The sequence below is a fragment of the Acidicapsa borealis genome, from assembly GCF_059115245.1.
This window is the reverse complement of sequence record NZ_JCACNY010000001.1, coordinates 833409-848553: the sequence shown is the minus strand read 5'-3', so window position 1 is coordinate 848553 and position 15145 is coordinate 833409. Positions and strand designations below refer to the sequence as shown.

At 59.0% G+C, this 15145-nt stretch carries 10 protein-coding genes; 6 read left to right on the top strand and 4 right to left on the bottom strand.

What is annotated here, in order from left to right; all coding sequences use genetic code 11:
* The first annotated feature begins 31 nt into the window (after positions 1-31).
* Entirely contained in the window at positions 32-1630 is a 1599-nt protein-coding gene (locus AC5S27_RS03510) for a ribulokinase (RefSeq protein WP_493933190.1), read from the top strand.
* A gap of 169 nt (positions 1631-1799) precedes the next feature.
* On the opposite strand, the gene AC5S27_RS03505 is transcribed toward AC5S27_RS03510, so the two are convergent.
* From AC5S27_RS03505 to AC5S27_RS03490, 4 genes are all read right to left on the bottom strand, one after another.
* A complete protein-coding gene (locus AC5S27_RS03505; RefSeq protein ID WP_493933189.1) occupies positions 1800-3800 on the bottom strand; it encodes an FUSC family protein in 2001 nt (666 codons plus the stop codon).
* A 140-nt stretch (positions 3801-3940) separates the two neighbouring features.
* On the bottom strand, positions 3941-5173 hold the full coding sequence (locus tag AC5S27_RS03500; RefSeq protein WP_493933188.1) for an HlyD family secretion protein: 1233 nt from the start codon (positions 5171-5173) through the stop codon (positions 3941-3943).
* A gap of 9 nt (positions 5174-5182) precedes the next feature.
* A complete protein-coding gene (locus tag AC5S27_RS03495; RefSeq protein WP_493933187.1) occupies positions 5183-5449 on the bottom strand; it encodes a YtcA family lipoprotein in 267 nt (88 codons plus the stop codon).
* A complete protein-coding gene (locus AC5S27_RS03490; RefSeq protein WP_493933186.1) occupies positions 5446-6906 on the bottom strand; it encodes a TolC family protein in 1461 nt (486 codons plus the stop codon). Before AC5S27_RS03490 ends, AC5S27_RS03495 begins: the two co-directional genes overlap by 4 nt.
* Before the next feature lie 256 nt (positions 6907-7162).
* Here AC5S27_RS03490 and AC5S27_RS03485 point away from each other — a divergent pair, with 256 nt between their 5' ends.
* The 5 genes from AC5S27_RS03485 to AC5S27_RS03465 all read left to right on the top strand — a co-directional run bounded on the left by AC5S27_RS03485 (position 7163) and on the right by AC5S27_RS03465 (position 15085).
* On the top strand, positions 7163-8635 hold the full coding sequence (locus AC5S27_RS03485; RefSeq protein ID WP_493933185.1) for a sodium:solute symporter: 1473 nt from the start codon (positions 7163-7165) through the stop codon (positions 8633-8635).
* A gap of 19 nt (positions 8636-8654) precedes the next feature.
* Positions 8655-9548 (top strand): N-acetylmuramic acid 6-phosphate etherase, encoded by an 894-nt coding sequence (murQ, locus tag AC5S27_RS03480; RefSeq protein WP_493933184.1) that lies wholly within the window; start codon positions 8655-8657, stop codon positions 9546-9548.
* A 31-nt stretch (positions 9549-9579) separates the two neighbouring features.
* A complete protein-coding gene (locus AC5S27_RS03475) occupies positions 9580-11997 on the top strand; it encodes an exo-beta-N-acetylmuramidase NamZ domain-containing protein (protein ID WP_493933183.1) in 2418 nt (805 codons plus the stop codon).
* 158 nt (positions 11998-12155) lie between these two features.
* Positions 12156-13904: a glycoside hydrolase family 3 protein gene (locus AC5S27_RS03470; RefSeq protein WP_493933182.1), complete on the top strand. Its 1749-nt coding sequence runs from the start codon at positions 12156-12158 to the stop codon at positions 13902-13904.
* Positions 13905-14050: 146 nt separating this feature from the next.
* Positions 14051-15085, top strand: coding sequence for a LacI family DNA-binding transcriptional regulator (locus tag AC5S27_RS03465; protein ID WP_493933181.1), 1035 nt, complete (start codon positions 14051-14053; stop codon positions 15083-15085).
* The last annotated feature ends 60 nt before the right edge of the window (positions 15086-15145 follow it).

Genomic DNA, 15145 nt, shown 5'->3' with positions numbered 1-15145 from the left:
TCTCAGAAATCGTTTTCTCGGAGTAGCTTGCATGCCTGTTGTCGCCGGTGTTGATTTTGGAACTTTGAGCGTTCGCGTCACCCTTGTCGATAGCGTGAAGGGCCCGATCGGCACCGCATCGGCGGAATACCCGCTGCACCGGCGGCGCGAAGACCCCGACTTTGCCACCCAGTCCCACTTCGACCAGATGCAGGCGCTGGCCAAAGCCAGCCGCGCGGTGCTGGAGAAGACTGGCATCGCCGGCAAGGACGTCGTAGCCATCGCTCTCGATACGACCGGCTCCAGCGTGATCCCGGTCGGCGAAAATCTCGAGCCGCTGGACGACTACTATCTCTGGTGCGATCACCGCGCAAAAGAAGAAGCCGAACAAATTACAGCCAAAGCGCATGCGGTGGGTCTTGAAGCCATCGAGTGGTGCGGCGGTGTGTACTCGCACGAATGGGGATTCGCCAAGCTGCTGCACTGGCTGCGTCACAATCCGGACAAGCGCGATAAATTCGTGACGGCTCTCGAGCACTGCGATATGGTCGCGGCAACGCTGGCTGGCGTCACTTCGACGAAGGACCTGAAGCGCAGCGTTTGCGCAATGGGGCACAAGTGGCTGTGGAATCCGAAGTGGGGCGGCTTCCCTTCCGAGGAATTCCTCGTCTCTCTCGACCCTCTCATGGCCGGCATTCGCGAAAAGCTTGGGGGGGAGTTTCTGACCTCGGAGCATATTGCCGGGCACCTCTCGCCCAAATGGGCTGCAGAACTCGGACTCGAGCCTGGAATCCCGATCCCGGTCGGCGCCTTTGACGCGCACTGGGACGCAATTGGCTCGAACTGCCGCGAAGGCGATGTGGTCAACGTCGTGGGCACCTCGACTTGCATCATCGCCATGGCTAAAAAGACGGAATTAGTCCCGGGAGTCTGCGGCGTAGTGCCGGGAAGCGTCCATCCGGAGTACACGGGCATCGAAGCTGGGCTGTCGGCAACAGGCGATATTTTCGAAGCCATCGCCCGCCGCGCCGGAACAACGGTTGCCAACCTTTCCGTAGGATTGGCCAGCTACCGGCCGGGGCAGACGGGCCTGCTGCGCCTGAGCTGGGACAACGGCGACCGCACCGTGCTGGTGAATCCGGAACTCGGCGGCGTGACTCTGGGCTGGAATCTGCTGCACACGGCTCAGGACGAGCTCTTCGCAGCGATCGAGGGAACGGCATTTCATACCCGCATCATCCTGGAGCGCATGGCTGAGCATGGCGTGCGCGTCGACCGCGTGATCAACGCAGGTGGGATTCCGCAGAAGAACGAAGTGCTGAACCAGGTCTATGCCAATGTATTGAACAAGCCGGTGCTGGTCCCGGCTGGCGTGCCAACGAGTCTCGGCTCCGGAATCTTCGCTCTGCTGGCGGCTGGGGTCTATCCGACAATCGAGGCAGCCCAGGAGGCGGTATGCCTGCCACTGCGGACCATCGAACCGGTCGCTGCCGATGCTGCCGTGTATGAGGAGCTGTATCACCATTACCGCGATGTGTACTTCTCGCTGGGGTCGAAGAATGCCGCGCCGATCGCCTTGGGTGCCGTGCTGCCGGCGCTTCGGCGAATTGCAGCCGGGGCGATGAAGCTGCCGAGCACCGAAACTCTGTAGCTGAAATGCTCCATCGGAAACCCGCCGCCGTGCACCCCTTCTTGATTGCGCATTGCACGGCGCGGATTGCACATTGGCAGCATATGGATTGTGCATTGTGCCACACCGATTGCTTATTGTGGCGCAAGGATTGCGCTTCGTACAACGGGCATTGCAACTCGGTTTTGGCCTAAAGCTGCGTGGCAAGCCCTGACACCAGGGCCTGTAGTTCGCTGCAACGGGCGATGGTGTTCTTGGCGTATTCGCCGTAGCGCGGGTGGTCGAGAATGTCGCTGCTGACGAAGCAGGCAGGATTTTGGAAACTCTCGGCTACGGGCGGTGGTGCGTCGCCCGGCGCGCCGGATTTGGCATCAATTCTGTAAAGGACGACCGCTTCCAAAGTCTCAAGCTGGCGGGCGATCTCGCTTCTTAACTCAATCAAACATGGGTCAGTGAGGAAGTCAGCATCCTCTTCCCTGTGAAGGACGGCGATCTCGTTCCAGATGAGCGCGACGGAGGCCAGTGCGGAGCGCAGAATCTGCTCTGCCGTGTCGATCTGCTGCTGACGGGTGCGGCTGAACTCGTACTGGACAGAATCGTTCATGGTGCGAATGGCGGCCATGGTCTTGCCGATGTGGTCACGGAGCTGGTCGGTCTTGCGGACAAGCTCTTCGTGCGGGGGGCGGGCAACTTCAGCGCGGAAAAGGTCGGCGTGGTTCTTGAGCATCGACGCAAACGCCCGGCGCATGGCAGTAACCGTGCGGACAGGCCAGAGCTGGTCGAAGACGATCCACATGACAACCAGCGCGAGCAGGATGCCGATGAGGCGATCACGCGCCGGGGCTAACTCTGTGGGGGCCCGGAAGTCCTCAAACGCGACCAGGTAGAAGGAAAAGATGATCTGCAGGCCGACGTAGTTGAACTGGCGGCCTCCGGTGATCCAGGCACTACCAAAGGCAATGATTGCGGTGAGAACGGCGAGCGAGGTGATCGAGTCCATCTCCGGGAAGAGGAAGACTGTGCAGCCGAGCGCGAGAATGAGTCCGCCGATGATGCCTCCCGCAATGCGGAAGGCCATCCGCTGCTTGAGCGCGCCGGTGGTGCTGAGCCCGGCGATGAGGACCGTCGTAACGGCGGTGGAGATGCCGGGCCAGTCGAGGGCGAAGTAGATGATGTAGCAGAGCGTGGCGCAAAGGCTGATTTTGAAGCCGAACTTCCAGGTGCTGTGCTGGCGCAGAGCTCCGGGGATGAGCAGGCCGACTTTGTTGGCCGGCAGAGCGACGAGCTCCTGGTCGCGGACCCTCGAGGTTTCGCGCGGCATGGAGGCGATGACGTGGAGAACGCCTTCGACGCGGTCCAGCAGGGTCAGCCTGAGCTCAGAGGAATAGGGCACGTAACCGTGGTGCTCAGGCTCGTTGTCATCCAGGATGGCCTGGCACTCGCGGGCGATCTGGGCACAGCGCTCCTGCATCGCCGGGCCGTCAGCAGTTGGTTGCTGGAGGGCGAAGGCGGCGGAGATATCCATGAGTTGCGCGATCATCGGGATGCGAACGCGAGTACCGATCGGCAGCGTGTCGGTCGAGAGGTTGCGGTCGACGATCGTGTTGTAAAGGCGCTGCATGCCGGACTGTCCGGCGGCGGCGAGGCGGCTGACGCGTATCGCAGCCTCATGGATGACGGCGGGTGAGGCTCCCTCGGAATAGAGCGTGTAGAGCCTGACCAGCGCGTGATACCGCTGGCGGCGTTCGGACTCGAGCTCATGAGCAGGGTCGCGTGAGCTGAAGAGATACTCAACGAAGACTGAGCAGCAGACCGCAATGGCAATCGACCCGATCAGGTAGAGCGACGTTTCGACGAGACGGTTGGCCGGCGCGTGGCGCTCCCAGAGGGCAATGAGGGTGCAGAAGATGAATCCCCAGGTAGAACCAAGGGTCGGCACGGTCAGTGAAACCACCAGCATGCCAGCGATGTAGCTGACGATGGCCACGCTAAGGACGCGCGCCATCGGGTCATTGTCGGTGAGGCCGACAACGGCCAGCTCCGTCGCAACTGACGCGGTGAGCGTGAGCAGGGAGAACAGGCTGGAACGGAGGGAGACCGCTGGACTGTCGCGCCCGACCAGAAAGACGAAGTAAAGCGCGAGGCCGGCGAAGGGCATCTGCCAGACTTCGAGGAGGATCAGCGTGAGCATCGACGCGAGGACGATGCGCAGTGCTCCGGCGAACCGCCCGGGGGTGGGTTGCAGGTCGAGCCAGATGCGCTGGGACCAGCCCGGCGATGTTGATGCTGGGCCGATGGGCTGCGTGCCGACTTGTGAGGCGGTGGCCAGGGCTACCTCACGACCGTCACGGCTGTGGAACCAATGCGGAAGAGTTCCGGATCGGGATTTTCAACGCGAATGCGGACTGGAAACCTGGATGAGAGATGAACCCAGTTGAGGGTGCGATCGATGTCCGGCAGACCGCCGGCGACGCGGCCATCCTCGGGGAAGACACCATAGCCGATGCTTTCAACGATCCCATTGAATTTCCGGTCAGGATGGCCCATGAGATACACGTCGACACGTGAGCCGATGCGGATGGTCTTGAGCTTGGATTCGCGATAGTTGGCGATCACCCACCAGGTGCGGGTGTCGATGAGTGTGAACAGCGGCGTGCCGGGGTGCGCGTACGCCCCCTCGGAGATGTTCATGTTGGTGACATAGGCGTCAAAGGGCGAGACAACGCGGCAGCGCTCGAGATCAAGGCGCGCGGCGGATACCTTCGCGGCGCGGGCCGGGCGCTGAGATTCAAGCGTATCCAGCGTATCCACGGTGTGAATGGCCTGGCCTAAGCGAGCCTGTGATTCCACGGCGAGCGAGTCAGCTTCCTGTTCGCGCAGCACCGACTGAGTCTGTTGCGCCTGCGCCTGCATGAGCGCTGCCTGCGCTTCGTCATAGTTGCCCTGGGCGACGTGTTGTGCCGTGCGGACCTGATCCACCTGTTCGACGGTCACATACTGCTTGGCCAGGAGCGGCTCAATGCGAGTGAGGTTGTTGTTGGCCAGCTTGAGCTGGGCCTCCGCGGCCGTGGCTGCGGCTTGAGCGCGCACGACTGCGGCTTTGGCGACGTCGATGCTGCTGCCGGCGGTCTTGATACTGGTTTTTGAGTTGAAGACGCCGGCCTTGGCTGCATCCACAGCACTGCGCTGGGCTGCTATGTGACGCTTCGCGTCAACAATCTGCTGCTCGAGCGCTTCCTGGTCCGAGAGCGCCTGCTGGAGCGCGTACTGGTAAGGGCGCGGGTCGATCTCGAAGAGCAGGTCCCCCTTCTTCACGAAGGAGTTATCTTTGACAGGAAGCTGCACGAGCAGGCCGCTGACTTCGGGAGCTATGCCGATGAAGTTGGCGCGAACGCTGGCGTCATCCGTTCGCGGGTTGCGATCGGTTTCAAAGATGACAATGGTCAACAGGATGGCCGCGGTGACGACCGTGCCGATGCCCAGGATGCGTCCGATGCGTTTGCGCTGCAACTGGTCAGGAATGGGGTCGGAGGCGACTTGGCCGATTGAATCGATCTGGGGCACGGGTGCCTCCTAGCGAAAGAAGATGAGCCAAAGAAGGCTGGTGATCAGGATGACTACGCTGGGGTAAAAGATGGCCAGCGGGCCGACTTCGGTTTCGAGCTTGTATCGCAACAGCAGGTAGCGAACGCCGAAGGTCAGCACGACGGCAATGGCAACGCAGAGCATCCACACCGGGAAGAAAGAGCCGATGACGTCGATCGAAGGCGCTCGGCCACAGCCGCTAACGAGGACGAGCGAGAGGGTCGCGATAAGGGCGCTTATTCTTCGTTGCATCATGGCTTGGGCGCGTCCTGTGCTGGTGTGGTTTGCGTTGGAGTGGTTGTCGTTTGCGTCAGTGTGGACTGCTTGCGCAGCAGGTTGCCGGTGACGAATTCGAGATCGACAGCTTCCAGGAAAAGTTCGGAGCGGGCAGAGACGCCGGAAAGCCGTGCTTGCGCCAATTGCTTCTCCGCAGTGACAACGTCGATTAGATTCTTTACGCCGTACTTGTAAGCATCGAGCGAAGCTGAATACGATTCGCTTGCCGAATCAAGCAGCGCCTGAGCGGCCTGTTGCTTGCGAACAGCAGTGCGGAAGCCGATGTAGGCGGTCCAGACTTCGCGGGTGGCAGCGTCCTGTTTCGCGCGGAGTTCATCACGGGCTTCGCGGGCTTTGGACTGCGCGATAGCCAGTTCATTTTTTCGCGCCCCGCCGTCGAAAAGCCGCCACTCCACGCCGAGTTGCACGGCCCATGTGGGCTGGCTGGCTGGACCGAGTTCGCCGAAGTCAGTGGTGGGCCAGACCGAGGTTTGCGCGCCGTTGGCCGAGAGCCGGATGGTAGGCAGATATTCAGCCTTGGCGGCACGGGCCTCCTGGTCGGCGGCACGAATCTCCGAAGCCTGCGCGACGAGGTCGGGACGGTCTGCGATGGCGCGGTCGATGAGGGCTTCGATCCCTTCAGTGAGGGTCTGCGGCAGGGGCGTCTTCTCCTGCGACTCAATCGTGATGTTGGGTGAGGGCTCCGCGCCGATGACCTCTTTCAACGCCACACGGGCGACCTTCTCATCGCCGTCTGCGGATTCGCGGTCGAAGACAGCCTGTGCGGTCTCCGCACGAGCGTTGAGCAGGTCAGGTTTCGTAGCGCGGCCGTTGCTCAGGCGGGCTTCCGCTGCGTCCTCGGTGGTTTGCGCTGTCCTGAGCGTATCGGTCGCGGCAGCAAGACGCTCCTGCGCGGTGAGCAGCTTGTAATAGGCCGTGGCTACGCGGAAGGCCACCTGCTGATTGGCGCGAATGAAGCCTGCCCCAGCTGCGAGCTTCTGCGCCGTCGCCGTATCCACTCTGGCCTCGCGTTTCCCAAAATCGAAGATGAGGTAGTCCAGGGTCAGCTCGGGGACGACAGCGGGTATCTCAACCATCACGTAGCCACGTGGCGCAAGCGGCTTTGGAAACGGGTTGATGATTCGCTGATCGCCGAAGGCAGCAAGTCCGGAAAGAACGGGATAATAGGAGCTCTTCGCAATGCCAAGCCGGTCGGCGGCTTGCTTGGCTCGCTCCCAGGCGATGTGTGTTTCGGGGTTGCTGGTCTCCGCGATGTCGATGAGTTCGGCGAGCGAGTAGGGATGGTTCGGATCGATCTCGGCGATGCGGTCAACAGGCGTTGTGTGGCGGGCGCAATCGGCAGCTGCGATGGCCGTAGTTGCTGGACATTGAGCGCTGGCGATAGACGCTGTGAGCAGTGTTAGGCCTAGCAGCACAGTTACGAAGACCGCACTGTCCGGGCCCTGCTTCCGCGATGACGAACGTTCCCTCAGCGGACTCTCCCTACCGGAATGATACCGGGTTTCTCTGGAACCATCGCAGAGTACGCCCGCACAAATCAAATTAAGGCCGTTCCCGGCGGAATCCGCTGGTCAACAAAGATGAGGCCCCAGCAAAGGCAATGCCGAGACAAACCTGACACGATAAGCTGAGAGAAGAGCCCGTAGTCTTCACCGAAGCGAAGAGGCAATCATGGGATTGAACTCGGTGGACCTGATCGTAATCGTCCTGTACCTGGCAGGCGCCACGCTGTTCGGGCTGCGCTTTCGCGGCAAACAACGCACGCTCCGCGACTATTTCCTGGCCGGCAATACGACCCCGTGGTGGGCAATCTCGCTCTCCATCGTGGCTGCTGAGACAAGTACTCTCACCATCATCAGCGTGCCCGGATTGGCTTACGAAAAAGACTTCCGGTTTCTGCAGCTGGTCATTGGCTATCTCGTTGGCCGGGTGATTGTGAGCTTCCTGTTGATACCGCAGTATTTTCGTGGCGAACTGGTGACCGCGTATCAGCTGATCGAACGGCGATTCGGCCCGACGCTTCGCTCGGTCACGGCGGGATTGTTTCTCATAACTCGCGCTGCTGCCGAGGGTGTACGCGTCTTCGCCGTTGCCATCGTCGTCCGCATTGCACTGGGTGCCTACCTGAGCGGCATGAGCGACTATGGCCGCGACGTTGCGGCAATCGGCATCGTCACGCTGCTGACGCTCGTCTACACGTTTGAAGGCGGCATGGCTGCGGTGATCTGGACCGATGTGATCCAACTTGCCATCTACATCGCCGGCACGCTGGTTGGCTTCTTCACCATCCTGCATCTTGTTCCGGGTGGATGGCATAACGTTGTTTCGATAGCAGACCGTGCTCATAAATTCCGCGTGCTTGATCTCTCCTGGAATCTAACCACTTCGTACACGCTATGGGCTGGGATCATCGGCGGCGCGTTCCTGACTACGGCCAGCCATGGAACGGACCAGTTGATCGTTCAGCGGCTGCTCTCGGCGCGCAGCGAACGGCAATCGAAGCTCGCGCTCCTCTCGAGCGGTGTTGCGATTCTGTTTCAATTCACGCTCTTTCTTCTGATTGGCGCGATGTTGTTTGTCTACTACAAGCTTTCACCGCCAGCCGTAGCTTTCACGCGCACCGATACGATCTTTCCTACGTTTGTCGTATCTCGCATGCCGCATGGAGTGAGCGGCCTGCTCATCTCTGCTATCCTCGCAGCGGCCATGTCGAACCTGAGCGCGGCACTGAACGCGCTTTCCTCGACAACCATCATGGACTTCTACGCGCGGCTCCGGCCTCACTCCACGGAGCAGCGGCAGGTTTGGCTTTCGCGCGTGTCGACAATAGGCTGGGGAGTTATTTTGTTTGGACTGGCGCTGCTGGCCCGGCATGGTGGCAAGGTGCTGGAGATGGGCCTGTCGATCGCCTCCGTCGCCTACGGCTCACTCCTCGGAGTGTTCCTGTTGGGCGTGCTCACAAAGCGCGCTTCAGAACGCGGAGCGATGGTGGGTATGCTGGTTGGCTTCGCGTTCAATGTGTTTCTGTGGCTCGACACGCCAGTCGCGTTCACATGGTACGTTGTCTTCGGAAGCATCACGACATTTACAGTTGGATACGGGATGAGTTTGTGGATGCCGCGAACGCAGTCCGAACATACGTGACTCCAACAGGAGAAGTGAATTGTTACTGAAGGATCTGACTACCGAAGCACGCAATCCGGCAACAGAGAATCTCGATACGATGACTCCGCTGGAACTGGTCACAGCGATGAATCAGGCAGACGCCACTGTGCCGCGCGCCATTGAAGCCGTACTGCCGCAGATTGCGCTCGCAGTCGAGGCGATCGCGCAGCGCCTTGCGCAGGGCGGACGATTGATCTACGTTGGCACCGGTACCAGCGGACGCATCGGTGCACTCGACTCTTCTGAATGCCCGCCTACGTTTGGCACGGATCCTTCGATGGTCCAGTTCCTGATCGCTGGTGGAGAGCATGCACTGGCCCACGCAGCCGAGGCCAGTGAAGACTCCGCGGAACTGGGTCGGAGCGATATGGCCTCGAAGCAACCTACAGAGAAAGACGCTGTCGTCGGATTGGCAGCGAGCGGGCGCACACCGTATACCATCAGCGCACTCTCCTATGCGCGCGAACAGGGCGCCGCTACCATCGCAATCACTTGCAACAAGGGCTCCGCGCTGGGGCAGACGGCGGCCATTCCCATTGAAGTAGAAGTCGGCCCGGAAGTCTTGACCGGATCGACACGACTGAAGGCAGGAACGGCGCAGAAGCAGATCTGCAACATGCTGACGACCGGGGCTATGGCGCAGCTCGGCTATGTGTACAGCAATCTGATGATCAATCTACTTCTCAAGAATGAGAAGCTGGTCGAGCGAGGCGTTTCGATCCTGCAGACACTGGCCAATGTCGATCAGGAGACAGCAAAAAACACTCTGCACGCAGCCGGCATGCGCGTGCAACTCGCACTGGTAATGCTCAAATCAGGGCTGGGCAAAGATGAAGCGGAACAGCGCTTGATCAAAGCGAATGGCAATGTACGCAAAGCTCTCGAAGACTGACACCCAACTTAGCTCCGGAAGGACTCTCTTCATGAGAATTGCACCCCGCTACAGAAGCCTCAGCTGTTCACTGCTCAGTCTCATGTTCATTGCCGGCAGCATACAGTTAGAGGCAGAGAAGAAATCCGCCCCGGCAGGCGCACGTATCGAACAGGAACGCACAAGCCTGAATGCGACGCTTGCTCCTCTCATTAACAAGGCAATCACCGACGGCAATATTCCGGGCGCTGTTGTGCTTGTTGGCCACAATGGCGCGGTGGTGTACCGCAAGGCATTCGGCAGCCGCTCGCTCGAACCCGTCCGCGAGGCGATGACGGAAGACACCATCTTCGATCTGGCTTCTTTGACCAAGTGCATCGCGACTGCAACTTCCGTGATGAAGCTGGTGGAGCAGGGACGTGTACGACTGAATGATCCCGTGTCTGCCTACCTGCCCGAATTTGCGCAGAATGGCAAAGCCGATATCACGGTTCGCGAACTGCTGACTCACTACTCCGGGCTGCGCCCCGATCTTGATTTGAAGGAACCATGGCAAGGCCACGACGCGGCCTTTCGCATGATCATGCAGGAGAAGCCAGCGAACCCTCCGGGCACTCGCTTTGTTTATAGCGACATTAACTTTGAAACGCTTGGCCTTATCGTTGAGAAGGTCTCTGGCATGTCACTCGATACCTTTGCCAGCGAGAATATCTTCAGGCCGCTAGGCATGAAAGACACGCGCTATCTGCCGCCCGCTGACTGGTCCGCGCGTATTGCGCCAACCCAATATGACGAGCAGGAACATATGCTGCGCGGTGTAGTCCATGATCCAACAGCGCGCAGGATGGGCGGTGTTGCGGGACACGCCGGACTCTTCTCGACCGCGGATGACCTGGCGCTCTTCACAGAAGACATGCTGCATGGATTCAAGGTACTCAACCGCATGACTGTAGAGAAGATGTCTACTCCCCAGCAGCCTGCAACCGCAGCCAGCCTGCGCGGCTTTGGATGGGATATTGACTCGCCATTTGCAAGCAACCGCGGAGAACTGCTGCCTGTCGGCTCCTACGGTCATACAGGATTTACAGGCACTTCATTGTGGATCGATCCGGTGACAGACACTTACATCATTCTACTTACCAATGCTGTTCATCCGCGGGGTCACGGATCTGTTGTGTCATTACGTTCGCGAGTCGCCACTGCTGTCGCCGCCTCACTCAATCTGACCGTCGGCGAGCAGCAGCAGCTTCGCCTGGCACGCATCACCGGGTACAACGAATCTATGATGGCGGCGCGACGCTTCTCGAATCGCAACGGCGACGTCAAGACCGGCATTGACGTGCTTGAGGCCCACGGATTTCGTGAGTTGCAGCCCGATACGAACCATCCGCGACGCATCGGTTTGGTCACCAACCAGACCGCCATCGATGCAACGGGAAAGCGAACGGCCGATGTACTAGCCCATGCTCCAGGCTTGCAGTTGACCGCTATCTTCAGCCCGGAGCACGGCATCGCCGGCAAGCTTGATACGACCGATATTCAGAACTCGCAGGATGCTGCAACAGGCGCAACGATCTACAGCGTGTACGGAAACAGCAATGCCAAGAGGCGGCCCAGCAGCGACGCGCTCGCTAACGTGGATGCGCTTGTCTACGACATTCAAGATGTTGGAGTACGCTACTATACCTACGAAAGCACGCTGGGCTATTTTCTTGAAGAGGCGGCCAAGACGGGGAAGCCCATCCTTGTTCTCGACCGGCCAAATCCAGTCAATGGCGCATACGTGCAAGGACCGGTTGCTGACGCGGGCCGCGAATCATTTGTCAGTTATTGGCAGACACCGGTGCGTCATGGAATGACAATCGGCGAGTTGGCGAAGATGTTCAATGCAGAGCGCGGCATTGGAGCAAAGCTGACCGTCGTAACGATGGAAGGATGGATGCGTGGCGACTGGTTCGACTCAACAGGCCGTCCCTGGATCAACCCTTCGCCCAACATGCGCAGCCTCAATGAAGCGACTCTCTATCCAGGCATCGGCATGATCGAAACTACAAATATCTCTGTCGGGCGCGGGACAGATACGCCCTTCGAAATTGTAGGCGCGCCGTGGATCGATGGCGTTGCACTGGCGCGTTTCATGAATGCACGTGAGATCAGCGGCATCCGCTTTGTCCCCATTACGTTTACGCCAACCAGCTCTGAATATGCAAACCAGGTATGTGGTGGCATCAATATCTTCGTAACGGATCGCGGTGCCCTGGATGCGCCGGAACTGGGCCTAGAGATTGCCTCTGCTCTTCAGCAGCTTTATCCCAATGCGTATAAGATCGACGGGCTCAATACATTGATGGTAAACAAAGCCAGCGTCGATGCTGTCAAGGCAGGCGAAGACCCGCGACGCATAGCGGAACAGTGGCAGGACAGTATCGATCAATTCCAACAAGTAAGAAACAAGTATCTCCTCTACTAACCAGCTCTCGGAGAACCCATTCGATGCGTATCCAAACACCAGGCCTTATCTCTTGCGGGCTGATTGCTTCGACATTCCTATCTATCGCAGCCTCAGCGGCAGCGCCCGTTCATTTGGATCGACGCGGAGAACAATGGGCCGCTGCGACACTGAGGAAGATGACGATCGAAGAGAAAATTGGGCAGATGATTATGCCGTGGGCGCGCATCCAGTTCATGAATGTGAACAGCCCCGACTATCTGCTTCTGCGGGAGGAGATGCGCAAGTATCACGTTGGAGGATTCGGCGTCACAGTCTTTACCGATGGTCCTGCGTTGCTCAAGAGCGAACCACTGGAAGCCGCTGCGCTCACCAATGGCCTGCAAGCTGATTCGAAGTACCCGCTGCTCTTCGGCGCCGACTTCGAGCGTGGTCTTTCGATGCGTCTTAACGGTGCGACAGCTTTCCCTGCGGCGATGGCCTTTGGCGCTGCAGGAGATACAGAGTTAGCACGACAGTTCGGTAGCATCACAGCGCAGGAAGCGCGGGCCGTTGGCATCCAGTGGAACTGGTTCCCTGTCGCCGATGTGAACTCAAATCCATCCAATCCCATCATCAACACGCGGTCCTTCGGAGAAGATCCTGCGCTGGTCGGTAAGATGGTTGCGGCATACATTCGCGGCGCCCGCAGCGAAGGCCTGCTCACGACCGTCAAGCACTTCCCCGGGCACGGAGATACAGACACCGACTCGCACCTGACGTTGGCTCGCTCCAATGCCAGCCGCGAGCGGCTCGACAAACTTGAACTCATTCCCTTTCGCGACGCAATCGCAGCTGGCGTGGACTCCGTGATGGTTGCGCATATCACCGTTCCGGCCATTGAGCCTGACCTAAATCGGCCTGCAAGCATTTCCTCGAACGTGATCACCAAGCTGCTCAAGGACGAAATGGGCTTTTATGGACTGGTTGTGACAGACGCACTCGATATGGGCGCACTGACACGCGTCTTTCCTGGTACTCCAGCCGAGGTCTCCGCAGCGGAAGCAGTGCAGGCAATTCAGGCAGGCAATGACATGGTGATCATTCCTGCCGATCTCGAAGGCGCTTACAACGGACTCCTGCAGGCGGTGAAGCAAGGCACTCTCACAGAAAAGCGCATCGATGCCAGTGTGTTGAAGATCCTTCGACTGAAAGCCTCCGTGGGGCTCGATCGAAATCGCTTTGTGGACATGAATGCGGTCGACAAGCAGATCGCAGATCCTGCGCATCTCGCGATCGCTCAGTCAGCGGCTGATCGTGGCCTTACACTCGTCTCAGACGCACATCAGCTGCTGCCGCTGCCGCGTCCAGGCGCAGGCACGCCTGCGAAATCCCTCGTGGCAATTCTATTTACAGACGATGCGCGCAACAGTGATGGAGGTCATGCTTTGCTGCGGCAGCTTCGCGAACGTGCACCGAACGCGACCATCTTTGTGGTAGACGGCGCTAACTCTGCCTACATAGCGCCGAACGTACTCGCGGCCGTGGCTGACGCGTCCACGGTCGTTGCTATCGCGGAAGCGTTTCCCAGCGCGCGCAGAACTACCCCAGGCCATCCATCCGGCTCAGCGGGGATGAATGAGAGTTCGGGAGAACTCCTGCAGCACATTGTGAACGTAGCAGGAGACAGGACTGTGGTCGTAGCGTTTGGCAGTCCATACGCCGCTGCAGCGCTACAAGGGCCAGGCAATGACGCGCCTACATCCACAGCGATCGGAACGTATCTCTGCACCTTCTCAAACACGCCAGGGTCTGCGCTGAGCCTGGCTCGCGCGCTCTTTGGCGAAATCCCGATCAGCGGTCATCTACCCGTTGCCATTCCCAACATTGGCAAGCGAGGCGCTGGACTTGATCGGCCAGCCGCTGGCCTGTCGACGGAGCGTCCTTAGTTGCCGTTGCGCGTCTTTCCGTATCGGTCGTGGCAGGCTAATTGTGAAGCTAAAATAACATGAAGCGCCCTGCTACTACTGCTCTAAGTTAAGAGAAAACGATTTATACCGATAGGTTGTTTCCATTGTGTATCATGGGTGGATCAATGAAGAAGAGTGCACATCCGACTTTAAGTGAAGTAGCGAAGAAAGCTGGGGTCGGCACCACTACCGTTTCCCGCGTGATCAACGGCGGCGACCGCGTCAACGAAAAGACCCTGGCGCGCGTACTCAAGGTCATTGAGACACTCGGATATACGCCTAACCAGGCGGCTCGCACCCTCAAAGGCCATCGCACCATGACGATTGGGCTGATGATTCCAAGCATTGCCGATCCGTTTTTCTCGAGTTGTGCAGAGGCTGCGCAAGCGGTTGCGCGCACCAACGATTCTCTGCTGATCGTGACCACCACGCAGAATGATCCAGCGACGGAAGTGGAAAGCCTTAACGTTCTTATCCGCCACCGCACCGATGGCCTTCTGATTACTCCGGCTGTTGCACACGGTTCGGCGTTGCATGACCTGCTCAGACGTACCATTCTCCCCGTAGTTTCAATTGACCGACCCGTGGATAACTCAATGATTCCATCTGTCGTCGCTGATAACTACGAAGGCGCCAAGACTGCGACGGAGCATCTCATCGGTCATGGCTACAAACGCATTCTTTGCCTGACAGGCGAAGCCAGTCTCTACACAATCAGCGAGCGCATCAAGGGTTATCGCGAAACGATGACCAAGGCCGGACTCGAATGCCTGCTGGATGAATCGGTTACAGACTATAAGTCCGCGGAGTCTGCGATTCAGCGCTGGATGGATGGGCCAGAGCCGCCTGAAGCGATCTTCGCACTCAAGAACATCACCACAATCTATGCTTTCGAAGCATTGCAGAAGCTGAATATTTCCGTACCTGGGACCGTTGCGCTGTTGGGCTTCGACGACTTTGAACTCGCCTCAACCGTGCGCCCTTCCATCAGCGTCATCCAGCAGCCCATTGAAGACATGGGACGCATCGCAGCTGAGCTTCTCTTCAAGCAACTGTTCGATGTTGCTAACGGAGTTACCCAGACACGGCCGAAAGTGGCGCAACAGGTAAAGTTAGAAACGCGCCTCATCGTGCGTAGCTCCTGCGGCTGTAATCCCTAGTTCAACTTACAAGATAACGCCCGTTTCGTTGCATCACGAAGCGGGCGTTGTCTTTTGTGG